Raw genomic sequence first — 25,131 nt, 5'->3', positions numbered from 1 at the left:
AGTTCCCATTCAAGCATTATGGTTAAATAATAATTTTCAACCAGTTTTATCTTAAATCTCAAGCACTCTTAACCTCCTGATTAATTGATCAGTACCTTAATGTTAAAAAATATTAAAACGAAAGAATCTAATTAATGCCTTAACTTTTACTTTTCTTTCTCTTTACATTGAATTTACATTGAAAAAATTCTATTTTTGCCCACCTTATCAAACTAATCGATTGAAAACAAACTAAATTAGTCAATTATGGATTACGGATTAGCCGATATTTTAAGACTCATTGGTTCCCTGGGACTTTTCCTATACGGAATGAAACTAATGAGTGAGGCTCTTCAAAAAGTTGCAGGCGACAAGATGAGAAGTATTCTTGCTGCAATGACATCAAACCGTGTAAAAGGTGTTTTTACAGGAGTTTTGATCACCGCATTAATTCAATCTTCATCAGCAACAACTGTAATGGTTGTTAGTTTTGTGAATGCTGGATTGCTTTCGCTGGTAGAATCAGTAGGCGTTATTATGGGTGCCAATATTGGTACGACTGTTACTGCCTGGTTAATCTCTATTCTTGGATTTAAAGTGAGTATGAGTGCTATTTCACTTCCTCTTATTGGAATGGGATTACCATTCTTATTTTCTCAAAATCGTTCGAGAAAGAATTGGGGTGAATTGATCATGGGTTTTGCATTGCTATTTATTGGCTTGCAGTTCCTGAAAACCTCGATGCCTGACATTAAGAGTAACCCAGAGATTTTAAATTTCTTGACTAGTTATACTGATATGGGATTTGCCTCTACCATTTTATTTATGGGTATTGGTACATTACTTACCATCTTAATTCAATCTTCATCGGCTACAATGGCGCTTACCTTGGTAATGTGTAATAGTGGATGGATTAGTTTTGAAATGGCGGCTGCTATGGTTCTTGGTGAGAACATTGGAACAACTATTACTGCAAACCTTGCGGCAATGATTGCCAATACTTCAGCCAAAAGAGCTGCAAGAGCTCACCTTATTTTTAATACTATTGGGGTATTTTGGATGCTATTATTATTACCTTATTTCCTTGAAGCGGTAGCCTGGGTTAGTCAAAATTTCTTTGGACAAGGAAATGCTTTTACAGATGCAGCTGCTGTACCTGTAACCTTATCCTTATTCCATACAGGATTCAACATTCTTAATGTTGTGATTATGATTTGGTTTGCCAATCTAATTGTAAAAGTAGTAACCAAACTGGTACCGGTAAAAGAAGATACTGAAGAAGAATTTAAACTTCAGCACATTAAAACAGGAACACTTTCAACTCCAGAAGCATCGCTTTTCCTGGCTAAACAGGAAATTAGCACTTATGTGAAGAGTACTAAGAAAATGTTTAGCTATACTAAGCAAGCCTTCAACGAAACCAACGATAAATCTTTCAATAAGTTATTCGATAAAATTTCTCAACGAGAAGATGAAAGTGATGATATGGAAATTGAAATTGCAAATTTCCTTACCTCTGTTTCTGAAACTCGCTTAAGTACTGAAAATTCGGAACGTGTTCGTGCTTACTTTAAAATGGTAAGTGATATCGAAAGTGTTGGTGATTCTACTCTGAACCTGGCTAAAGCAATGAAGAGAAAACGTGAGCAAAAAGCATGGTTCCCTCAGGAATTGAGAGATAATATCAACAAAATGTTTGAGCATGTTGATCAAGCTCTTGATGTGATGCATGAAAATACCAAAATGGAGTTTTCGGAAGTAAGAATTAAAAAAGCGTGGGAAATTGAGCGTGAAATTAATGATTACAGAACAGCTCTTAAAACTGAACACTTGGCAAATGTTGAAGAAAACAAATACAAGTATCAAGCTGGTATTATTTACAACGATATGTTCTCTGAATGTGAAAAAATCGGTGATTACTGTATCAATGTAAGTGAAGCAATTAATGAGATCAAGGAATAATTGAAAACTCAGAAACCTTTATATGAAGTCCTCACAAATTGTGAGGACTTTTTTTTGTCTCAATTTTTAAATTTTAGCACATAAATTTGTTTACAACTAAAAATCTTTAATTTTGTGGCACTTATGGCTCTTTAATATCATATCAAAAACAACTATTCAACCTGAAAAGTTAATTGGAAACTCACCAAACAACATTGGTGTGCACTTTATTGTGCGCCCCCAATTCATTTAAAATTCTAATTATTTTTTAAGAATAAATGCAATGGAATTGTTGCATTCAAATGTAATAGATATGAATATTAACAATATTATAACTACAAGTAATCGCCCCAAAGTACACGAAAAAGGAACAGATCAGATGTGGACTGATCCATACATTTCAAAGAATTTACTAGAGATTCACTTAAATCCTGAGATAAATTTGGCTAGTAGAAAACCTGATTCTATTCAAGCCACATTAAATTGGATTCTTGATTATTCATCAGGCTCTGGACTAGATGTACTTGATTTAGGTTGTGGTCCTGGGCTTTATGTTGAGGAATTACACATACGTGGACACAAAATTACAGGAATTGATTTTTCTGAGAACTCGATTCGTTATGCAAAAGAACAAGCGAAAATAAAAGAATTTGACATCGATTATATCTGTCAAAATTATTTGGAAATCGAATACGAAAACCAGTTTGACCTGGTAATTTTAATTTATACTGATTTTTGCATTTTACTACCTGCAGAACAAGAATTGTTATTGTCAAAAATTAAGAAAGCTCTTAAACCAGGAGGTGTATTTGCTTTTGACTTTAACAATGAACGCAATCTTGATCAAAAGATTGGAGTTAAAAATTGGGAAACAGCACAACAAGGCTTTTGGAGTCCTGAACCATACTTATGCTTATCGGAACCATTTCATTATCCAGAAAAACAAGTGTTATTGTTTCAACATATTTTAATTCAGGAAAATACAATGCCCAAAACATTTCGATTTTGGACTCATTATTTTACCATGAATGATATAGAAAAAATGCTTCATGACAACGGATTCAAGATCCTGAAAAGCTCTGACAAGGTCCTACCCGAAGGAGGTTGTTGGTTAGGAGATAACATTAGTTTTGTAATAACCGGATAAAAATTTAAATATCCTCATCCATACGGATGGGGATTTTTTATTTAAACCATTATTTATTAACCAATTCCTCAATCAGTTTAATTGAGTCTGAAATACATTTAGAGCAAATGTTCTTTTTCAGATCCAAATCCTTAAACTGCTTCTCTCCTGCTTCTGTTGTAAAATCACAATTTAAAAGTGCCTTACAGTCCAATGATCCATGTAATGCTGTGAAATCAACAGTAAATTTTTGGATCATTTCATTCGTTGCATTCCTAGCATCTATATTTTCTAAATGCTTCTTAGAATTGCTAATTCCCAAAACCATAAACGATCCGGTAACAGCGCCACAAGTCTTCTGCATTTTTCCAATACCGCCACCAAAGCCAGCCGATACGAACAAAGCCATTTCCGGATCAAATTTCAAATGATCTGCATAAGCTGTCAATACAGATTGAGCGCAATTCATCCCATTGTAAAACGAATAAATGGCTTTTTCTTCTATTTCTTTCATCTGATACATCTGTAATTAATTGACAATAAAGATAATCATATTCCTAATTGAAAAAAGCTCACCCAAAGGTGAGCTTTTATATCCAAACTTCTTACTATTTACTTCTTTACTATTCCCCAGTTATTATTAGGTTTTGCACCCATTTCCAACTCTAACTTTCCTCCTTTTAGCAATTCGCTTGTCGGGAATTTAAAGTCTTGTAAAATCTTCCCATTTAGCTTAGCTGATTGAACGTATTTATTCAATCGAGAGGCATTCTTTGTTTCTATCACAAATTTTTCACCTCTACCAAACCGATTCCCAAGATTAATTTCAACTTTTTCGTATAGTGGACTGGCAATTTCATAAACAGGCTCTGTACTGCAGCCTCCATCTGTTTGAAACAATCCTAAAGAAGCCATTACGAACCAAGCACTCATTTGTCCTTGATCTTCATCACCCAAATAAGCATTTGATACACCATGTCCATAATATCTATCCATAATGGCTCTACTCCACTTTTGAGTTAGCCAAGGTTTCCCAACCCAATTAAAAAGAAATGCAAAATGCATCGATTGTTGATTTCCCTGAATGACTGGATAGTTCCAATATTGATCGTTCATTCCATTAAAACGGGTTTTGTCACTCTCTTTAAATCCCCAATCCAAACGTTTAATAAATCGATCTTTTCCAATCTGTTCTGCCAAAGCAGGTACATCTTGTGGCACAAAATAGGTCAACTGCCAGGCATTACCTTCAACATAATGATGATTGGCACCTGATTTATATGGATCAAAATCTTTAGCCCAATTTCCCCTGGAATCTTTCATACGAGCATAGCCCATATCTTTATCGATGATATTTTTCCAGTAATAACCACGTTTCAAAAATTTCTTATGATCAGACATTTTCCCCAGAGCCTTGGCAAATTGAGAAACCGTCCAATCATCAAATGAATATTCAAGAGAATTGGAAAAACGTCCTTTATCGTAAGGTACATAGCCATGTTTTAAGTAGGTAAGTAAATCGCGGTTTCCAGCAAAACCACCACCAACTTTTCGAGCAGGAGTTGTCTGCATTTTCCTTACCGCTTCATATGCTTTTTTGACATTATAATCTCGAATTCCCATTTGGTAGGCACCAACAATCAAAGGAATCTCGTGTTCTGCCACCATCACCGGAACATATTCCATTGCTGCAGGACCTTTAGCCAACCAACCATTGGCATCGTACATTGCCAATTGTGATTTTACCCAACGATTACTCCATTCCGGTGTAACCAAATTCCAAAATTGGTTCAAATTCCAAAAGGTATTCCAGAAAGCATCACAACCTAAAGCAGGTGACGAAGGATCTTCTAATTGTCTGATTTTTTCATCTGCATCTCGCCATTGTCCATTTACATCGGAGAAAATATTTCGACTACAAATAGAACGATACATGGCATTGTAAAAACGCTTTTTCTCACTCTTATCATTACTAGATATCTTAACTCTACCAATTAATTTATTCCATTCCGAAACATGATAAGCTCTTACTGCATCAAAACTCCAGTCAAAAGGATCAGCAATCTCTTTCTTTAAATTCTCTGAAGCATTTGCTATACTGACATAGGAAATTCCCGTACGAACTTGTACCTGATTATTTTCTTGCTTAGCAAACTCGACAAAGTACCCTGCATCTTTCGGGTTCTTACAACGGATTTTTGTTGATTCCAAAATTGCATCATCAATCCATGCACTACTTTTTACTATCGGCTGATCAAATTCAATTACAAAGAAAATTTTATACTCCTGATCGATTCCTCCCGCCCAGGTATTTTCGGTTAACTGATGAGAAAATCCTTCGATTCGGGTATCGCTAACCTGCTTGATTTCTATTTCTTTGTTTTGATAAGTGTATTCGCAAGGAATTTGCAAATCGATCAAAATTCTATTCTCTAAAGAATCAGGAAATGTATATCGCTGAAATCCACAACGCGTAGTAGATGTAAGCTCTGCCAAAATATTATAATCCGTCAATTCAACGCTGTAATATCCGATTGGTGCTTTCTCCGTGGCTTTGTCAATTCTCGATCTGTAGCCACTATCCGGATCTTTCTCATCTCCCACTTTTATTTGCAAAGGACCATTAGTAGGCATAATTCCCAAACCAGCAACAGTCCATTCATGGATATGACTAAAACAGCCTATCGACTCAAAATTAGGCTCATATCCACCTTGCCAGGCAGCGTTCTGATTATCCGGGCTCAATTTTACCATACTAAATGGCATCCAAGGTCCGGGAGCAATCATCCAACGGGAATGACCCGTTCCCATTTTCGTATCAACATATTCTGCTGGTGTAATGGTATCACAATGCTCTCGAAGAATTTCACCCGATTCAATTATCACATCATCAGCTAAAATTTCGTATTTGCTAGTTACATCTGAAGAAACCGATGGCATTGGTGCTTCAAAAATATATCTTCCCTTTTCAACTGTTTCGGAAAAGATATTTTTTCCATCAAGCAATACTTTCAGTTCTGGTTTACCAGATAAATGCTCAATATCAACAATTAATGCCTGATAAGAATTTCCATCCAATTCTATCTCATAGTCAGCAGCCGAAACATCACGTAAGTGAATTGAATTTTCATTGCAAAGTTCAACATTCCCAGGTCCTTCCAACTTAATTTGATCGAATTTTAACCACGAACCTTCAATTGTTGATAAAGAAATCTCGTTTCCTCCTTTTTTTATTAACTGACTTGGAATTCGTATTTCAATCAGATATTCAGATGAATCTTTGGGTGAGTTTTCGATTTTTGAATTCGAATTAATCACAGGAAGTCTATACTTCCATGAATTTCCATTTACAGATACCTTAAAAAGAGGTAAATCAGCCGGATTGCAATCTAAAATATCAATGATCAATTTCCACTCTCCCGCAGTAGAAAGTTGATCTATTCCAAACAAAATATTTAAGGTGCTTGATCTCCATCCGGATGTTCCCCAAGTACCTCCCCAAGTGTCACTTATTCCAGGAATAATATATGGCCAATCCTTCTTTTCATCTGATGTTCCAATCAGAAAATACTTGTCTTCCCAACCAAAATCATTGGCTATGTAATGCTGATACTCATTGTTCGACAAAGCGAATTCATCACCCGAATTGTCATTCTTACCAATTTGCCATATCACTTTACTTTTCTGTGTGCAAGAAGTAATTGCCAAAAGGAATAATAAGAATAGAAATGTATTTTTTTTCATTTTATGGGATATTTAAAGATCTGGATTTATTTCATGAATGCTTTAACAACCCTTATTTCTTCATTGGATTCATTGATAATTTTATAAGATCCGGCAGCGGCAGGAATTACGAAAGTTTCAGCATAATTAAATCGCTGTCGCATCCCATTTTCCGTTTCTACAATAATACTTTTCCCTTCCACTAAAGAAAGAACATTGCATCGGTTTTCGGTATCGATATTAACTTCTGTATTTAAGTGATACCTGTGCACGTCGTAAGTATGCTTATTGTGGGTTGGCAAATGAAATTGTTTCCAACCAGCCCCTTCATTTAACAGATATGGATGAGCTATTAATTTGTCTTTCACATACTGCCCTTTTCTGTCGAAATTCAGATTTTCCATTCCACGCTCTACGTTTATCGGGCGAGGTTTCCCATCAAAATCAACACGCAGCCAATCGTACATTTTAAAGGTGAAAATGTATGGCGTTGTACTGATTTCCAACACTAAATTGTCGGTTCCTGAACCATGAATGGTTCCCGGGGGAATTAAGAACAAATCGTGCTTATTCGAATCATGAATTTGTACATGCTTGGTGATATCAATTTCCTTTTTGTTCTGGAAACTATATTGTAAATCTGCTTCGAATACTTTCGGATCAATATCTTCCTGAAAACCCAAATAACATTTGGCATCCCTACCAGCATCTAATATGTAGTACGTTTCTTCTTGTGTGAAGCTTTCACCAAAATGTTCTTTGATGTACTCTGGCTGTGGATGACATTGGATGGAAAGATTTCCTCCATCAAAAGTATCCAAAAAGTCGAATCGAATTGGAAATTCAAAACCAAATTGCTCTGAATGTTTTCCCATTACCGCCTCGGTTTCCTGAAACATGATGCAATCAAAAGAGACTTCCAATAAATTACCACTACTCTCGAATAACAAACCATTTTCGGGCACAATCAACTCAAACGACCAGGCATAATTGACAACATCCTTATTCAAGCCATCAATTTTATCCATTACCCATTGACCTCCCCAGGCACCTGGCTCGAACCAAGGACGAACACGGAAAATATTGTATGCCATTTTTCGCAAGCCTTCCCGTAAGTCATCTCCCCTCATCCAGGTTATCACATCCAAACGTTGTTCATCTAAAACAAAATCGATTTTTGGAAGAAGAGTTTGTTTGTGTTCGTTCAGAACGATCCAATCGACAAAATAGAAGCGTTTGTACATAGGTTTACCTTCAAATGGTGTACTAGCTCCCAAATTGGTAATGCTTTGCGCACGAGCTCTAAATTGCAGCTCATTCTTTGGCAAATCAATATAAACTAACTTACCCTTCCATTTGCTTAGAGAAGCTCCGGGACCATAAATGATATTGATATCTGTACTAGCATTTTGATCTAAACTTTCCAGTTTTTGCTGCTCAAAGAAATCCGATAAGGAAATACTTGCTTTGGTTCCAAAAATTGGATTATCACCTCCTAAAAATGGTTCTATTAACTTATCAATTTCAGACTCAGGTTTCATTGCCGATGCAGCATTTACCCAATTAACTTTCTTCCCTAATATTTCAAATTGCGCATCTAATTGTTCTTTAATCTGATCGTAAAAAACACCAACATATCCATCAATAATGATGAATTTTTCATTTTGCAATTCCTTTGCAAGCTGCACAAATCCAACACTTATCTTCCCATCTTCCATCTGCAAAGATGGATACAAATCGTATTTTCCTTTTTCCGACTCACTTCTCTGAAGTGGAAGTAAATATTGATCTGATTTTCTTCTGTTCTCCATCGCCCTATTATTTTTCAACTGCATCTTCTAACATTACAATTGCCTTATACAACACACCTGCCGATCCTCTGAAAGTGCCCGAACCTGTTGGTTCATTTTTTACCGTATACCACTCGTAAAAACCATCATTAACAACAACTCTATTGGTCATTGGTTGTAATTGTTCGTAGGCTTCCTTTACAAAACCAAATTTTACCAATTGCTGAATCATTCTGGCTCCAAACCAGGTCCAGTCACCACCATTTTGATATCCGTAAGGATACATTCCTTTATTTTCAAAAGAACCTTCAGGATATGGAGGATACATCGTTAATCCTATTGATCCAGCTCCTGAAGCTTTTACATTGGCAATCATCTTATCCAAAGAAATTTTCACCTGATCTTTATTCAACAAGCCGGCTTCAATAGCTACAGCTGTTCCTCCATGATAGAAAATTTCATTTTCGTTAAAGGACTCAGGAAATGGAGATCCATCTAAATAAACATGAGGAATAAATTTCTGATTTTCATTATCCCAAAGGTATTTCATTGTGTTTTTTGCAAGATCGTTTCGAATCAACTGCCATTTTTCTTTCTTTGATGGGTCCAATTCCATTAAATTATCAATGGCAATTAAAAACATTGCATTGTCGTAAATATCAAGGCAATACTTCGTATTCTCGGTAATATAAACACCCCAAGGATGGCAATGTTGCACGTCGCCCCAATCGGAAGTTGTTGCTCCCCAAATCATTCCATGTTTCTTATCCCAACGGTGATTTAATAGAAATTCCATTGCCCATTCCATGCGATCAGCAACGGTTTTATCTCCAATTTTTTCATTCAGAAATTCTTTATCTCCCGTTTTCAAAACATACTTGTAAACAGCCTGTACTAATGATGTTTCATGATCAGTTTCTACCGTATTTTTATGCCCGCAATAAGTTGATTCCAAATCGTTATAGATGTAGGTATATCCCCCCTCAACATCAACAGCTTTTTCCTTTGGAATAAATCCATCAATAATATTTCCATCCTCTCCCTGCAGGCGAAAAAACACTCTCAAATTTTCTTTAAGTGATTTTGTTGGGTACACTTCAGCCGAAAGTTCAATAAATGTATTGTAATCGCGAATCCAAACTTCACCATATCCATCGCCAGCATTAAAACCTGTTTTCACAATTTCCAATGCTTTCTTTTTCACAAAATCAAAACTCTCATTTGTCTGAATCGATGTTTTCAATTCATCACTGATTTTTGAATGTGGTTTGCATCCAAACAGTAGTATCGACATTGCTAGAATGATTAAACTATTTCTCATTTTTATATAAATTTTTCATTGATTTTTTTTCAATCTCTATTCTTGCTCCATCTACTAAATCCTGAAAAGAAACTTCAAGTTTATCCAACTTTTCACCGTTTAGTTTTGCTGACCTGATCAACAGGTTTTCCGGAGAATTATCATTCACGTTGATTAGAATTTCTTTACCCAAATAGTAATCAGGATTTAGTTTGATTTTAATTTCATCGAAGGCAGGACTTCCTATTTGCATGCTTGGATTTTCTGCGGTTAAACCAGCTACATCAAACAAACCAATAGATGCCATTACGTACCAGGCTCCCAATTGTCCCTGGTCCTCATCTTGTCCGTAACCATATCCATGAATTGGATCTGATCCATAAAACTCATTACAAATAGTTCTTGTCCAGAATTGAGTTTTTTCTGGTTCCCCTGAGAAATTGTACAACCAGGGAATATGTAAGCTAGGCTGATTGCCATGATTGTAAATGGTTTTTACACCTGCAAATGCATTAATCTCTTTTCCTCCACCAAAAGCATTCTTTCGCGATTCAATAAATATGGAATCCAATCTTTTATTGAAATTTTCCTGTCCAATTTTTCCAACTAATTTCTCGACATTATGAGGCACATAGAAACTATATTGCCACGAGTTTCCTTCCTGAAAACCTCTCCATGGCTCCATAGGATCAAAATTTGAGATGAATTCTCCATTTTCATATTTCGGACAAATAAATCCGATAGAAGGATCAAAAATATTTTCCCAACTGTTAGAAAGTTTTGCTAATTGATTCGCTTCCTTTGTCATATTCAATTTTTTAGCAAATTGAGCCACAGCATTTGCCGAAAATGAATATTCCAAAACGTGAGAAGCTGAAAAAGCACTTGCTTCCGGTATATCTCCCCATTCTTCTTTATGCGGAATAAATCCTGTCGTAACAAAACTTTTCACATCCATTTTTCCAGCACCTAAAGGACGGTTTTCCCATGCCAATTCATTACCTAATGCCGCCTCAAAGGCTAAATCGATATCATAATTTCTAATACCGCAGTTATAAGCTGATGCTATAATTAATCCTACGTAATTGGTACCAACACCAGAAACATATCGGCTATTCGCCAAACCATCACTAAACCAACCTGTATCTTTATAAACTTGCAAATGAGTCTGCACAAAATCGTTATAGTATTCGGGCCAAGCCAAAGTCCAAAGCTGAGTGAGATTCCAAAATGCTCCCCAAACTGCATCCGTGTTGTAAAAATTGAATTGTGGGGTTCCATCTGCGTTTAATGGAAGCTGACCAATGGTGCCATCATTTTTAGGATAGGCTCCATTCACATCGTTAGCCAAACCTCTTCCAAGTAACGCGTGATAAAGAGCCGTATAAAATTTCGTTTTATCTATTTCAGATTCTCCTTTAACCAAAACCTTATTCAATTCAGTATTCCAAATTTGATTTGCCTCTTTTTTTACTAATGCAAATGACTTCCCTTCAGCTTTCAGGTTTTCGTACGCATTCTGTACTGAAGTATACGAAAGAGCCACTTGAACCTCTACCACTTCCTTTTTCGATGGTAAGAATGACAAGTACAAACCTGCTCCTTTTCCACTTATTTCTGATTGATTATTAAAAATTGAATCGCCTCGAAACGCTCCATAATTTTCAATTGCCTTGTTCAGCTTAGCAACAAAGTACATCGATACTGTTGAGCCTTTTTGATATTTTTTCACATATTCCGGTACAGTTTCTACCCAACCTTCCACAGTAAAATCATCAATTCTTTTTACTGCTGAATTTACAACCTTACCGCTTTCTCCTTGCTGATTTCCAATATCAAATAACAAATTTGCCTGTTGGTTAGCCGGATAAGTGTATTGATGCATTGCAACTCGTTTGGTAGCCGTTAACTCTGCAGTTATATCGTAATCGGTCAAATCAACCTTGTAATATCCTGGTTCAGCATATTCAGTTTCCTTTTTAAATCTGGAACGATAACCTGCATCTGGAGTCTCTAACTTTCCTGGTGTTGTAATCAACTTTCCAGAAGTTGGCATTAAAACAATTCCGCCTAACTGAAATTCATGAACATTTGCAAACCCTTCAATAGATTCGTGACGATCATCATAACCAACTGCTTCCCATCCCGATTTATTTCCATAATGACCATTTGTGCTTGGTGCAGCTTTTGCCATTCCGAATGGAAGAGCTGCTGGTGTATAAAAGAACCATCTGCTATGAGCGGTTCCAATATTTGGATCTACATATTTTACCAAATCCTCTTTTGAAGAGCATGCACTGAAAGATAGAATCAATAAGATAAAAATAAATTGATTTATTGTTCTAATGTTTGAACATATGATTTTTTGCATTTGTATCAACTTTAAATTAAACTCAACTATTTTCCAGGTGATATTCTCACTAAAAAGAGTATGTAAATTAATAATGCTAAGATTAGCCAAAGACCTCCATTAAGGTTAAATTCCATTGACAATCTAACTAAAAATGGAAAGAATGCACCACCAGATATAGCCATCATCATTAATCCGGAAATTTCGTTAGAACGATTCGGATAATTCCCAACAGCCAGCGAATAAATCAGAGGAAAAATATTAGAAACTCCTAAACTAATTAGTCCAACGAAAATCCATGCTGCAATTTCATTGGAAGTAATACTTAATGCAATCACAGCAACAATTGCCAAAATACTAGAGATGCCAAGAATCTTTTTAGGATCCCACTTCATTAAAATAATTGCTCCTGCAAATGTTCCAATCATTTTCGCAAAAAAGTAAACTGACTTTCCATACTTTGCCGCCTCTTCTCCTATCCCAAGTTTTAAATGTAAAAATGTACCTATATTCGAATTTAAAGCTACATCAATACCTACTACCGCAAAAATTCCCAACACCATTAAGGCTATGTATCGAATCGATAATAATTTAAAACATGATAAAATGGATACTTTTTCCTGATTTTCTGATTTCTCTTCTATTTTAGTAATAGTTAGCCAAAAGAATGATAACAAAGAAATTATACCAAAAAGGTACAAACCAAATCGCCATGTTCCTGCTCCCTCGTAACCAAATAGATGTGCCAAAAATGGACCAACAACTGCCGCAACAAAAGGTCCAATCATCGAGCCAAGTGATTTCATGAACTGGGAGAAACTTAAGTAGCTAGATGCTCTATCATCGGGTACTACATCTATCAATAATGGATTTGCAGCAACTTGCATAATCGTATTTCCAATCCCTAACAAAGAAAATGCTACTAGAATAACTGGTAGATTATTTCCTAAAATAGGCACAAATAAACCAATTGCTGTTAAAAGAATAGCCACATTTAAGACTCTTTTTTTTCCAATTTTTGCCTGCCAGATTCCAGATGGAACAGACAATAAAAAAAACCAAATAAATGCCACGAAAGGAATTAATTGTAACAAGTATTCTGGCGTATTTGAGTTTTGCTTTAATTCATCCACTCCCGTCCCTACCAAATCAACAAAACTGACCACAAAAAAAGATAGTAATACAGGAAGAATAAATTTAGTTTTTGATGCTTTCATAAGAACTACATATATTTTAGTTGATGTTTCACTTGATTCCAAAAATCTTCATTTATTAATTGTGCTCCTCCTACAAATGCAGCTGATTCTTGCAATTCAGAATAGTGAATATTAACTGTTAAACCATCCTTTTGTAACTGTTCAATCATTGCTTGGTTAAATAAATTAGATGCCTTTGAAATGTTACCTCCAAAAACAATCGCCTCCACCTGAAAACTTTTGATCCATGGAGCAAGGAACATTGCCAATTTTTTACCAAAATCTTCAAACAATTCTCTTGCATCAGAATGCTCCTTAGCCAATTCTGCCATCTCCTTTACACCATTCAACTTCTTCCCGCTTTGTTCAAAATATCGGTTTAGCAAGCCTCTGGTAGAAAAATAATCATCAGCAATACCATCTTCAAACGGTAGGTGCCAAATACATCCGTTTTCAGGCACTGAATCTTCAACTATTACCGGAATTCCATCTGATAAAAAAGCAGAGCCTAAACCAGTTCCTAAAGTAATTGCTAATGTTTGCTTACTGGCAGTGAGTTTCCCTAAGAAATATTCACCTATAGCAAATGCAGTAGCGTCATTTATAAATCGAATAGGTAGATCATTAATTTCCAAACTATTTTGGATCGCAGATCTCAGATTTACCTCATTTAATTTCTGGAATTTAGCATTCTCTCCAGTAAATAGTCCTACTCCATTCACATAATCGAATGGACCAGGCATGGCAATACCTATTCCCCTTAATTGGTCAAATTCAACTTTAGCAAAACACGTTTGAATTAATAATGTAAAAGCATTTATAATTTCGTCTCTAGTTCCTTGATTGTTCAATGAAATATGAGAAATACTTTTAGGAATAAGCTGATTTTTTTCCAAATCATAAGCTGCACAACTAATATGACTTCCGCCAACATCGATTCCAATGGAAATCTGATTTTTCATGTTCGATTTATCTTGTAATGGTTATAGAATAGGTGAATTTTTCAGCGATGTAAAAACCTATGTTGTATTCCAAGGGTCTGTTTCCAGGATCTGAAACATATCTTTCACGTACCAAAATTGGATCGCCTTTCTTTATCTGTAATCGATCAGCCGTAATCTTGGAAGCTAGTTTTGCTTTTATTTCTTCCTTAGAAATAGATGGGACTACATTGTATTTATTCTCCAGAATACCATAAAGTGGTTTAGTAAAATCTTCCTCTCCAGTCAAACCAATTCTTGGGTGAAAATAACTTTCAAAAAATACAAAAGGACCATCTGTAAATCCTCTCAATCTAGATAAACAAAGTATTTTTTCACCTTCGCTAATACCAAAAAACTTAGCTATTTTCTCATTCACACTTACCCACTTAGCTTCTATCAAAAAGTTCACGAAATCAACTCCTTGTTCTGTCATTTCCTGAGTGAAACTTTGCCAGTTGTCCAAATTCGTAGTAATTCCCTTTTCTGCAACTTTAGTACCGATACCTTTCTTGCGTATCAACAATCCTTCATATTCCAGTTTGTTAGTAGCTTGTCGAAGTGTATTTCGGGAAATTCCCAATCGTTTTGCTAAATCTACTTCCTTTGGTAGAAATCCACCATTCTTATATTCAGGCAATTCAATCATTTTCCTTACAAGTGTTTCCACCTGTGCGTGAAGTGGTAAAGGGCTATTGTGATCTATCTTCAATTCCATTTTGTGCATATGTTTGAACATGTAAAATTAGGCAATATTTTTTATATATCTATACATCTTGCCTTAATAATATTTAATATCACGTAAGGATCATCATAATTAACAATTAATGACAACCAAAGATTAACTCACACGTATCTTAACCTGCGTATTTAGTAACATACTACAGTCTTAAGGAAAACTTTAACTTTATAGCTTAATCACTGAAGGATATAACATGGAATTAGATAAGATATTTTTTCTTTTACTCGATACTATTGATATGTGGCAAGCCATATCGGTTGGCTTATTTCTTCTAATCATAAATAGACGAAAGAAAAATTCATTACAATTGTTAGGTATTTTTCTTGTTGTATCCGGTTTAAGTGCCTTATCCGAGATATTCGATTTCTTTAATGCATACATTAAAAATCCTTACTTAAACATTCTCAATTTCAATTTTTTATGGCTACTGCCTACTCTATTATATTTATATGTTGAAAGAATATCTATCGAAAAAACTCAAAAATCAAGTTACTTTCTTTTAATTCCTGGCGCTATAGATTTTATTTTAAATATTGGTAAATACCTTCTACCCTTACAAATGAAAAAAGCAATTGAAGATTCACTTGCTTATGCTTTATTTGAATTGATTGGACTTTTATTTGGCTTGATACTAATAGCTCTAATCTTTAGAAAGGTTAGAAAACATTCAAGATTGATTAAAAACCAATACAGTTCAATAGAAAACAGGGAGTTGAAATGGTTAAATATTGCCATTCTATCAATCATACTATTATTTGTACTTTCCGCCCTTGTTGAAATCTTTCTAGATGGATTTATTGCTGATTTACTAATATCATTATTTGGATTATTTATCACATTCTGGATTGCATACAACGGCTTACTTCAGCAAAATTCGATTAATCTTGTAAGCGATGAAAACAATGTTGTCATCAAAGAAAAAATCACTTCTAAAATTTTATCTTTTGATGATAAAAATGATAAACAAAATCAGGTCGTAGGTAAAATTAAAGAACTTTTAGAAGAGGAAAAACTGTATTTAAATTGCGAATTGACAATTGTTCATATTGCAGATAAAATTGGAGAACATCCACGTCTTGTTTCAGGAAGTATCAATAGTATTTGTAACGAAAATTTCAACCGATTTATAAATAGATATCGCGTTGAGGAAGCTAAAAATCTTCTGAAAAATAAAAATTCTGAACATTTAAACATGGAAGGAATTGGTTTTGAAGCAGGTTTTAACAGCAATAGTTCATTTTACAGTGCTTTTAAAAATGAACTGAATATCACACCATTACAGTTTTTAAAAAATTCAAATTTAGGAATTCAGTAGTCTTTTCAGAAATCCGAAGAGCAGTTTCACTATTTCGGAATACATCCAAAAAATTTCTCATCTCCTTTGCAGATATCAAACTTAAAAAGGAGAAAAAATGAGACAACTTATTTTATTAGTAGCAGTAATTGCACTTATCGCATGCATGGCAGTGGAAGGATCTGCCCAGAAACTTTCTGTCGTAAAATCCAGTAGTGTTTCTATCGAAGAATTTCCAGAGTACGTAATCATCACCTCGCAAAACACCAAACTGCTTGGCGGTATTGGTATCATGATCGATTACAAGAAATCCACTTACAAACCTCAATTACAAAAATTGGAGAACTTATTACAAGACGGCGATAAGCTTAAGGTTAGAAATCAAACTGATTTATTGAATTCCATGTCGAAACTTGGATTTGAGTTTGTAAATGCCTACAACTCCAGTCAGGTAAGTAATTCGCTTCACGAGAAAGATAATGTTGATGATATTTTTAACACTATTGAAGGCGGTACTGGAACTTACCGAGTAAACATGATATTTCGCAAGAAAAATCAATTTCGCTAATTCTATTCTCCCTTAATTTTAGAAATTTCCCATGAATCTCTTACTAATGAGAGATTTAGCTTTAAATACATCGAAGCAATGAAAAAATTAATACCAATTATATTAGGCTTTACTATCGCTCTAATCGTGAGTTCTTGCAGCTTTAAAGATGCCATCCAATTTCATAAACGATTAACCAACACAAAAGTAGAATCTGTTGATTTCAGATCAAATGACAAATCGGTTCACTTTATTAATATGATTCACCTGGGACAACAGAGTTTTTACGACAATGTGTCCAAAGAAATAGAGAATTACAAAAAAGATGGTTATGTACTTTTTTATGAGTGGATAGATTATGAAACTGCTGATACACTAACTCTTCGAAAGACGAAAAAAGTGGTTGGCATGATTCCTTCAAAACAGGGATATCAAAATATGATAGAAAAAATAAAAGTAGATGGCGTTGTTTTTCAAGACAACGAACAGTTTATGAATCATGCTAATTCTTTGGATTTCAACGTTGACATTACACCTCAAGAATTGATTCATGAATATGAAAAAAGGCATGGTGAAATTGTTCTTTCAAGTGAGGATCTGAATGCTCCATTGTATGAAGAGATTACATTCAATGACAACAAAAATGTAATGGACATCATTTTAAATCATCGTAATAAAATTGTTGCCGAGCGCATTCAAACCTCTAAGTATGATAAAATCATTGTGATATACGGTGCCGATCATCAAAAAGGAATATTGGAGGAGCTACAGAAAATAGACACAAGTTGGAAGAAGGAAAAATAACTTTTTATTTTCCTTATACGTGCAACATCACTCCTACTTGTCTTCCGTTAAGAGATCGAAAACTTTATCAAAAAATTTTAAGAACATGAGCTATTTATAGCATAAAACACAATAAAATTTCATGAAAAAAATAGTATTAATTTTTACAGGTATATTTCTTGCTAGCCTAAGTTATAGTCAAGAAAGAATGGTCAATCAGGATTCAGAAAAATTCATAAAAATTGCTGCTGGATTAAACAGCGTAAAACTCCGTGATATGGCAACTTCGCCACTTTTCTACACCGGAAGTTTGAAACACTTTGAATTGGGACATGTAAAGTATAAAAATGGAAAAGAAAGAGATTTGTTTTTCTCTCTTTCAACAGGGGTAGCTGATAATTCAACAAATAACCATACTGCATCAACACAGATTTCGATTTATAACCTCAGCTATTCCAAATTATATCCGATTTGGCAGCAAAATAAATGGGATTTAAAAGTAGGTGGAGAGCTTCGAAATTCATTTCATATTCGTAACAACCCATCCTTTCAAAACAATGCGACAGGTTTAGAAGTCTTTTCTACTCTTTTTGCATCTGGTAAAATATCTTGGGATATTTCCAATAAAACAAATAAGAGAGCAAAGTTTCTATTTATACCTATGAACTTTAAGCCAAGAAAAAGAGAGCTTTCCTTTCGTATGAATTTAGCTGTAATGAACAATACATACCGTAATGGATATGTGTACAATAACAATTCCGACATCACGAATGATCCAAATGTTTTTGATGATTATGAGCTAAAAATATTTAGCGGATATAGAATTGGAACGGAATTAAATTACACTGTTTTCCTTAAAAACAAGAATGCCATTCGATTCGGGTATGAATTTGACGCATATAAAACCGGAGGAAATCTTGACAAGTTTGAGATGGCTAACTACAAATTAAAAATTGCTTTACTATTTAAAACTAAATAGATCATGAGAAAATACATTTTATTACTAATTATACCATTTCTAGCTTCTTGCGAATCAGTTATACTTGACAAAGATTTGGAATCAACAGATGCAAAAACCAATTTTGAATATCTGTGGAAACAATGCGATGAGAAATATTCCTATTTCGATGTAAAAAATATCGATTGGTTGGAGATTAAAAACAAATACGAAAGCAAAATTACTGATGAAACAAACGATAAACAATTGTTTGACATTCTGGGTGACATGCTTAGCGAATTAAAAGATGATCATACCAATTTGATGTCGAATTTCGACGTTTCAAGATTTGGAGTTCAATATCAGGCTCAAGACAATTTCGACTGGCGAATTGTAGAAGACAACTATATAGGCTATAATTATAAGATTACAGGACCTTTCCAACACGAATTCATCGAAAACAAGCAAATAGGTTACGTAAGATTTCCTGCCTTTACAGGTACTGTCGATGATGATCAGTTGGACTTCATCTTAACCCGTTATAAAAACACCAAAGGTTTAATTTTAGATTTAAGAGAAAATGGCGGCGGCGCTGCTACCGATATCTTCAATCTTTTATCTCGATTTATAGAAAAAGAAACAACTCTTTACTATTCCAGAATAAAAACTGGAAAAGATCACAATGACTTTGGCAAAGCAGAGCCAGCAAAGCTTACTCCTCATGATGGAATCAGATATCAAAACAAAATTATGGTATTGATTGACAGAGGAACATACAGTGCAGGTTCATTTACGGCTCTGGCTACCAAAGCTATCGATAATATGATACTAGTTGGTGATGCAACAGGTGGTGGTCTTGGTATGCCAAACGGCGGACAATTGCCAAATGGTTGGACCTACAGATTCTCTATTACACAAGCTCTTAATTTAAATATGAGCCCAGATTGGGAAAAGGGGATCCCAGCTGATATCAAAGTACAAATCGACTGGAATGACAGATCGCATGACGAAATTATTGATCGCGCCATTCAAGAGATTTTGTAATAGTTGTAGTAGTTTTTTATTCAAATTAAAAAAGGCTGTCCAAATGGACAGCCTTTGCAGCAATTATAAAATGTTTAAATATGGTCTTTATTTGCGCTCTAAGCCACTTAAAAGAAATTATTGGGCAAGAGCATTCGCACCGGAAACAATCTCCAAAATTTCGTTAGTAATTGCAGCCTGACGTGCTTTATTGTAGGTCAGATTCAGATCCTGAATTAAATCAGTAGCGTTATCCGTTGCCTTGTGCATTGCTGTCATTCTTGCTCCATGTTCAGAAGCAAAAGAGTCCAACATTGCTTTAAAAAATTGTGTTTTTAATGATTTTGGAATCAATTCTCCCAAGATATCAGATTGGTTAGGCTCAAAAATGTACTCGCTTTGTACTTCATTGCCTTCTTCGTCTTGTTTCACAGGTAGAAATTGTTCTGTAGTTAGAATTTGTACTCCGGCATTTTTAAATTGATTGTAAACCAATTCTACTTTATCATACTTTCCTTCTACAAATTGAGCCATAATTGTAGCTGCTACTTCTGAGATATTTTCATAGCTCATGGTATCATACAATTTATTGTGCTCTCCAATTACATTGTAAGTCTTTTTAAGAATTTCGTTGGCTTGTTTACCTATGCAAAGTACCTCAAGATTTCCTCGTTGATTTTGATCGGTGTATTTACCGCTCGCTAAAGCAACAACTTGCTTGATAACATTTGCATTAAATGCACCACACAATCCCTTATTGGATGACATCGCAACCAGCAATACTTTTTCCGGCTTACGCTCTACTCCATAAAGATTATCATCCGTATTGGTCAAACTACCAGTAAGGTTCGATAAAATCTCGTGTAACTTATCAGCATAAGGACGAATTTGCACAATGGCATCCTGCGCCTTTTTTAATTTAGCGGCAGAAACCATTTTCATCGCTGCAGTAACCTGTTTGGTTTTCTGTACCGACGAAATACGAGTACGAATTTCTTTTAAATTAGCCATTTACAATATTTTGGGCTCTTAGAAGAAAGCTCTTGGTTTCAAATAAAAAACCAAGAACTGTCAGCTTTAAGCTTTTATACTTTATTTATATTTTGCAGCAATGTCAGCAGCAACAGATTTCATTGTATCCTGTGCCTCTTTGGTGTATTTCCCAGATGCAATTTCCTTCAACACGTCTTTGTGTTTCAAGTCCATGAAATCCAGAAAATCAGTTTCAAACTCCTTTACCTTATCCACTGGAACATTTCGCAATAATCCTTGAGATCCACAATACAAAATTGCAACTTGTTTTTCAACGGCTACAGGAGAATACTGTCCTTGCTTCAATATTTCAACATTCTTAGCACCTTTGTTCAAAACAGAAAGTGTCGCAGCATCCATATCAGAACCGAACTTAGCAAATGCCTCTAATTCACGATACTGTGCCTGATCTAATTTCAATGTACCAGCCACCTTTTTCATTGGCTTGATCTGAGCATTACCACCTACACGAGATACCGAGATACCTACGTTAATAGCAGGACGAATACCAGCATTAAATAGATCTGATTCCAAGAAAATCTGTCCATCCGTAATCGAAATTACGTTGGTTGGAATATATGCAGATACATCACCTGCCTGAGTTTCAATAATTGGAAGTGCGGTTAAGGAACCACCACCCTTAATAATTGATTCTCCATTTTCATCCTTTGCATTCTTCAAGCTTTCTGGCAAGTCATTCATCTGACGAGCAATTTCATCAGAGTTGATCACCTTAGCTGCACGCTCCAATAATCTTGAGTGCAAGTAGAATACATCACCTGGATATGCCTCACGTCCTGGAGGACGACGAAGTAGTAGAGAAACCTCACGGTATGATACCGCTTGCTTCGATAAATCATCATAAATAATCAATGCAGGACGTCCCGTATCACGGAAGAACTCACCAATTGATGCACCAGCAAAGGGTGCGTAAAATTGCAAAGCAGCCGGATCTGATGCGGTTGCAGATACAATTGTAGTATAAGCCATTGCTCCATGTTCTTCAAGAGTTCTGGCAATATTCGCAACGGTTGATCCCTTTTGTCCAATTGCAACATAAATACAATAAACAGGTTCACCCTTGTCGTAAAATTCTTTTTGATTGATGATAGTATCAATAGCAATCGCTGTTTTCCCAGTCTGACGGTCACCAATTATTAACTCACGCTGTCCACGACCAATTGGAATCATTGCATCAACCGATTTTAAACCCGTTTGTAAGGGCTCATTTACAGGCTGACGATAAATTACCCCTGGAGCTTTACGTTCCAATGGCATTTCGTATGTAACACCTGTTATCTCACCTTTACCATCAATAGGTTCTCCAATGGTATTGATCACACGACCTAACATTCCTTCACCAACATTGATGGAAGCAATACGTTTGGTACGTTTAACAACATCTCCTTCTTTAATACCTTGCGATTCTCCTAATAGTACAGCACCGACATTGTCTTCTTCAAGATTCAATACGATTCCTAAAACACCATTTTGAAATTCGATCAGCTCGTTGGATTCAACGTGCGATAAACCGTAGATTCGGGCAATACCATCCCCTACTTGTAATACGGTTCCGACTTCTTCCAGTTCTGCTTCGGTCTTTAATCCTTCTAATTGCTGCTTTAGGATTGCCGAAACTTCTGCAGGTTTAATACTAGCCATATTTAATTGTTATTTAGTCAGAGTTTAATCCGATTTGAAATTCTATTTAATATGATTTGAAAGCAATTCACGCTTTATTTGAGTCAATTGATTGCTAACACTAGCATCCAATTGCTGATCTTCGACACGAATTACAAATCCTCCAATGATATCCTTATCAATCACCTCGTTCAATTCAATCTTTGAATCGAATGCTTTTTCTAAAACATTAGACAATTTCTTTTTACCTTCCTCCTCAATAGCCGAAGCTGTTGTGAGTGTTGCAGAAAGAATTCCTTTGTTCTTGCGACAAAGAGCTAAAAAGTTTCTTGAGATATCTTTCAGATACATTTCCCTTCGGTTTTGTACTACCAAATCAAGGAAATTCAATGTGTTTGCGTTGATTTTATCAGTAAAAATACTTTTTACTACACTTCTCTTTTGTGAGGTTTTAACAACCGGACTATCGAGCATCAATACAAAATCACTACTTTCATTACAAGTACTATCAATTAAATTGGTATCTGTAACAAAGGCATCTAATAAATCCTTCTCCTTTCCTAATTCGAAAAGAGCTTTGGCATATCGAACCGAGATTTTACTTTCGTTCATAAATCGAAGTTTTATCTTGTTGCGAGACAAGGCTCACATTCTGTTCTTAGTTTAGTTTTACTTCGTCCATTAACTTTTTGAAGTAATCTTTTTGTTGCTGATCATCTGCAAATTGCTGACGAAGAATCTTCTCTGCAATCTCTACAGAAAGATTTGCCACCTGAGCCTTAATTTCGTTTAATGCTGCCGCCTTTTCGCCCTCAATATTCAATCGAGCTGATTCAATTACTTTATCAGCTTCCTGAGTTGCTTTTTGTTTGGCATCACGTACAATTGTATTGCTCATTTCCTTTGCCTCTTTAAGCATTGCTTCACGTTCTTTTCTAGCCTCCTGAAGAATTCTTTCATTGTCAGCTTGTAATTCAGCCATTTCTTCTTTAGCACGATCAGCAGAACGAAGTGCATCTTCAATAGATTCCTCGCGTTCCTTTAAGGCATTTAATATTGGTTTCCAGGCAAATTTCTTCAGGACGAACAAAACAATGGCAAATGCCAAGAACATCCATATAAAAGTTCCTAATTCAGGTGTTACCAAGCCCATACTATTCTTATTTTAATTACACCTCAAAGGTGTGTTTAAACATTCAAAACAATTTCCGCAATTTGCTTCAGGCAATCCCTTATGGCAAACTGCGGATTGTATTCTTACAATACGATTAACAAACAAATGATGATTGCAAAGAAAGCAGCACCCTCAATAAGTGCAGCAGCAACAATCATGTTTGAACGAATATCTCCAGATGCTTCTGGCTGGCGAGCAATACTCTCAAGAGCAGAACCACCAATTTTACCGATACCGATACCAGCACCGATAGCAGCTAAACCAGCTCCAAAAGCAGCACCCATTTTAGCAACTGCCATACTAGCTGCAGCCTGAAGAAGAATTGATAATGTAATCATAGCGTTTTTATTAAATGATTAAAAACTATTAAAGCTCCCATTAAGGAGTAGATAAATTCTTAGTGATGTTCTTCTGTTGCCATACCAAAGTATAGTGCAGAAAGCAAAGTAAATACATAAGCCTGTATCAAAGCTACCAGCAATTCCAATACATCCATAAAGATGATAAAGGCTACTGAAAAAATTGATGTCCCAAATCCCATTGCAGTGCTTTTTTCTCCAAAAATAAAGATCAAACTTACAAATGCCAGAACAATCATGTGACCTGCTGTAATGTTCGCGAACAAACGAACCATCAAAACAAATGGCTTAGTTATCATTCCCATTAACTCAACCAATGGCATTAAAGGTACCGGAAACTTCAACCACCAAGGTACGCCTGGTGTATTAAAAATGTGAACCCAGTAATTCTTATTACTACTAAAGGTTGTGATAATAAAGGTAAATAAAGCCAATACCATAGTAATAGTAATATTACCAGTAACATTAGCACCTCCAGGAATTAATGGTACCAATCCCATTAAGTTATTTAACCAAATAAAGAAAAAGATGGTTAAAAGGAATGGCATAAATTTCTCATATTTCTTTTCGCCGATAGCCGGCTTTGCAATTTCATCTCGTACAAAAATAATGATTGGCTCAACCAAGGATTGCAATCCTTTAGGAGCTTGACCTTTTCTTTTCGTGTATGCTTTCGCTACTGATATGAAAATCCATAAAAGGAAAAACATACTCACCAGCATTGCTACAACATTTTTTGTCATGGAGATATCAAAAGGACGAACCTGATGACCATCTATCATTTCAACTACCTTACCTTTATAATCGCCTTCCTTTGCAATTGAAAAACCCTTGTAAGATGAATGTCCGTGATGAAATTTAGTTGACATGAACATGTGAAATCCGGATTGCTCAGAAATCAAAATCACTGGCAAAGGCAGTGTTGCATGAAAATCACCTATTGAAAACATGTGCCAATCGTAAGCATCGGCAATGTGATCCATAATAAAATCTCCAGCTTGAAATTTTTCCTGCTTGTGAGAATCATTAGCATGCTGATCGTGTTCATCAGATGCAATAGCTGGCGTTACAGCCGCTATTAAGAAGAAAATTAACAGTAATCGATGAATGTTTTTCATACGTAAATCACTTGCTTTAAATAGTTATCCAAACTGAAATTTGGTCTATTCTATAAGTTTAATTTATTGAACTGACACAAAATCATAATCTGTCAG

At 35.3% G+C, this 25,131-nt stretch carries 21 protein-coding genes; 7 read left to right on the top strand and 14 right to left on the bottom strand.

Annotated features, from left to right (window positions below; genetic code table 11):
* Positions 1–246 precede the first annotated feature (246 nt).
* Positions 247–1,941: a Na/Pi cotransporter family protein gene (locus GCQ56_RS16325; protein WP_152735604.1), complete on the top strand. Its 1,695-nt coding sequence runs from the start codon at positions 247–249 to the stop codon at positions 1,939–1,941.
* Between the two features lie 292 nt (positions 1,942–2,233).
* Complete coding sequence (locus GCQ56_RS16320; RefSeq protein WP_193323816.1) at positions 2,234–3,067, top strand: class I SAM-dependent methyltransferase; 834 nt, start codon at positions 2,234–2,236, stop codon at positions 3,065–3,067.
* 49 nt (positions 3,068–3,116) lie between these two features.
* Here the strand turns inward: GCQ56_RS16320 and GCQ56_RS16315 are convergent, their stop codons facing one another.
* The 8 genes from GCQ56_RS16315 to GCQ56_RS16280 all read right to left on the bottom strand — a co-directional run bounded on the left by GCQ56_RS16315 (position 3,117) and on the right by GCQ56_RS16280 (position 15,103).
* Positions 3,117–3,560, bottom strand: coding sequence for a C-GCAxxG-C-C family protein (locus GCQ56_RS16315; protein WP_193323815.1), 444 nt, complete (start codon positions 3,558–3,560; stop codon positions 3,117–3,119).
* Between the two features lie 98 nt (positions 3,561–3,658).
* Positions 3,659–6,790 carry a GH92 family glycosyl hydrolase gene (locus GCQ56_RS16310; RefSeq protein WP_152735601.1) on the bottom strand — a complete coding sequence of 1,044 codons (3,132 nt, stop codon included), beginning with the start codon at positions 6,788–6,790 and terminating at the stop codon, positions 3,659–3,661.
* 26 nt (positions 6,791–6,816) lie between these two features.
* On the bottom strand, positions 6,817–8,580 hold the full coding sequence (locus tag GCQ56_RS16305) for a class I mannose-6-phosphate isomerase (RefSeq protein WP_152735600.1): 1,764 nt from the start codon (positions 8,578–8,580) through the stop codon (positions 6,817–6,819).
* A gap of 7 nt (positions 8,581–8,587) precedes the next feature.
* Positions 8,588–9,880 (bottom strand): GH36-type glycosyl hydrolase domain-containing protein, encoded by a 1,293-nt coding sequence (locus GCQ56_RS16300; protein WP_152735599.1) that lies wholly within the window; start codon positions 9,878–9,880, stop codon positions 8,588–8,590.
* Positions 9,870–12,230 (bottom strand): GH92 family glycosyl hydrolase, encoded by a 2,361-nt coding sequence (locus GCQ56_RS16295; protein ID WP_152735598.1) that lies wholly within the window; start codon positions 12,228–12,230, stop codon positions 9,870–9,872. The genes GCQ56_RS16300 and GCQ56_RS16295 overlap by 11 nt, the downstream gene beginning before the upstream one ends.
* 26 nt (positions 12,231–12,256) lie before the next feature.
* Positions 12,257–13,426, bottom strand: coding sequence for a sugar MFS transporter (locus GCQ56_RS16290; protein ID WP_152735597.1), 1,170 nt, complete (start codon positions 13,424–13,426; stop codon positions 12,257–12,259).
* Positions 13,427–13,431: 5 nt separating this feature from the next.
* On the bottom strand, positions 13,432–14,367 hold the full coding sequence (locus GCQ56_RS16285; RefSeq protein ID WP_152735596.1) for an ROK family protein: 936 nt from the start codon (positions 14,365–14,367) through the stop codon (positions 13,432–13,434).
* Between the two features lie 7 nt (positions 14,368–14,374).
* On the bottom strand, positions 14,375–15,103 hold the full coding sequence (locus GCQ56_RS16280; RefSeq protein ID WP_152735595.1) for a GntR family transcriptional regulator: 729 nt from the start codon (positions 15,101–15,103) through the stop codon (positions 14,375–14,377).
* A 217-nt stretch (positions 15,104–15,320) separates the two neighbouring features.
* Here GCQ56_RS16280 and GCQ56_RS16275 point away from each other — a divergent pair, with 217 nt between their 5' ends.
* The 5 genes from GCQ56_RS16275 (at position 15,321) to GCQ56_RS16255 (ending at position 19,732) form a co-directional block, all read left to right on the top strand.
* On the top strand, positions 15,321–16,442 hold the full coding sequence (locus GCQ56_RS16275; protein ID WP_152735594.1) for an AraC family transcriptional regulator: 1,122 nt from the start codon (positions 15,321–15,323) through the stop codon (positions 16,440–16,442).
* A 97-nt stretch (positions 16,443–16,539) separates the two neighbouring features.
* Positions 16,540–16,989 carry a hypothetical protein gene (locus tag GCQ56_RS16270; protein ID WP_152735593.1) on the top strand — a complete coding sequence of 150 codons (450 nt, stop codon included), beginning with the start codon at positions 16,540–16,542 and terminating at the stop codon, positions 16,987–16,989.
* 78 nt (positions 16,990–17,067) lie between these two features.
* The gene (locus tag GCQ56_RS16265; RefSeq protein ID WP_152735592.1) at positions 17,068–17,772 is read left to right on the top strand and encodes a hypothetical protein; all 705 of its coding nucleotides are present in this window, start codon (positions 17,068–17,070) and stop codon (positions 17,770–17,772) included.
* Between the two features lie 121 nt (positions 17,773–17,893).
* A complete protein-coding gene (locus GCQ56_RS16260) occupies positions 17,894–18,730 on the top strand; it encodes a hypothetical protein (RefSeq protein ID WP_152735591.1) in 837 nt (278 codons plus the stop codon).
* 3 nt (positions 18,731–18,733) lie between these two features.
* Positions 18,734–19,732 (top strand): S41 family peptidase, encoded by a 999-nt coding sequence (locus tag GCQ56_RS16255; RefSeq protein WP_152735590.1) that lies wholly within the window; start codon positions 18,734–18,736, stop codon positions 19,730–19,732.
* 117 nt (positions 19,733–19,849) lie between these two features.
* Here the strand turns inward: GCQ56_RS16255 and atpG are convergent, their stop codons facing one another.
* From atpG to atpB, 6 genes are all read right to left on the bottom strand, one after another.
* On the bottom strand, positions 19,850–20,722 hold the full coding sequence (atpG, locus tag GCQ56_RS16250; RefSeq protein ID WP_152735589.1) for an ATP synthase F1 subunit gamma: 873 nt from the start codon (positions 20,720–20,722) through the stop codon (positions 19,850–19,852).
* An 81-nt stretch (positions 20,723–20,803) separates the two neighbouring features.
* Positions 20,804–22,405: a F0F1 ATP synthase subunit alpha gene (gene atpA, locus GCQ56_RS16245; RefSeq protein ID WP_152735588.1), complete on the bottom strand. Its 1,602-nt coding sequence runs from the start codon at positions 22,403–22,405 to the stop codon at positions 20,804–20,806.
* Between the two features lie 42 nt (positions 22,406–22,447).
* The gene (atpH, locus tag GCQ56_RS16240; RefSeq protein WP_152735587.1) at positions 22,448–22,996 is read right to left on the bottom strand and encodes an ATP synthase F1 subunit delta; all 549 of its coding nucleotides are present in this window, start codon (positions 22,994–22,996) and stop codon (positions 22,448–22,450) included.
* A gap of 46 nt (positions 22,997–23,042) precedes the next feature.
* Positions 23,043–23,537 (bottom strand): F0F1 ATP synthase subunit B, encoded by a 495-nt coding sequence (locus GCQ56_RS16235; RefSeq protein ID WP_152735586.1) that lies wholly within the window; start codon positions 23,535–23,537, stop codon positions 23,043–23,045.
* 104 nt (positions 23,538–23,641) lie between these two features.
* The gene (atpE, locus tag GCQ56_RS16230; RefSeq protein ID WP_152735585.1) at positions 23,642–23,896 is read right to left on the bottom strand and encodes an ATP synthase F0 subunit C; all 255 of its coding nucleotides are present in this window, start codon (positions 23,894–23,896) and stop codon (positions 23,642–23,644) included.
* A 59-nt stretch (positions 23,897–23,955) separates the two neighbouring features.
* Positions 23,956–25,035, bottom strand: a complete 1,080-nt coding sequence (gene atpB / locus GCQ56_RS16225) for a F0F1 ATP synthase subunit A (RefSeq protein ID WP_152735584.1) — start codon at positions 25,033–25,035, stop codon at positions 23,956–23,958.
* Between the last annotated feature and the right edge of the window lie 96 nt (positions 25,036–25,131).

Source organism: Marinifilum sp. N1E240 (genome assembly GCF_009295825.1).
GTDB lineage: Bacteria > Bacteroidota > Bacteroidia > Bacteroidales > Marinifilaceae > Marinifilum_A > Marinifilum_A sediminis.
The sequence above is the reverse complement of the archived record's forward strand: the minus strand, read 5'-3'. Positions and strand labels throughout refer to the sequence as shown.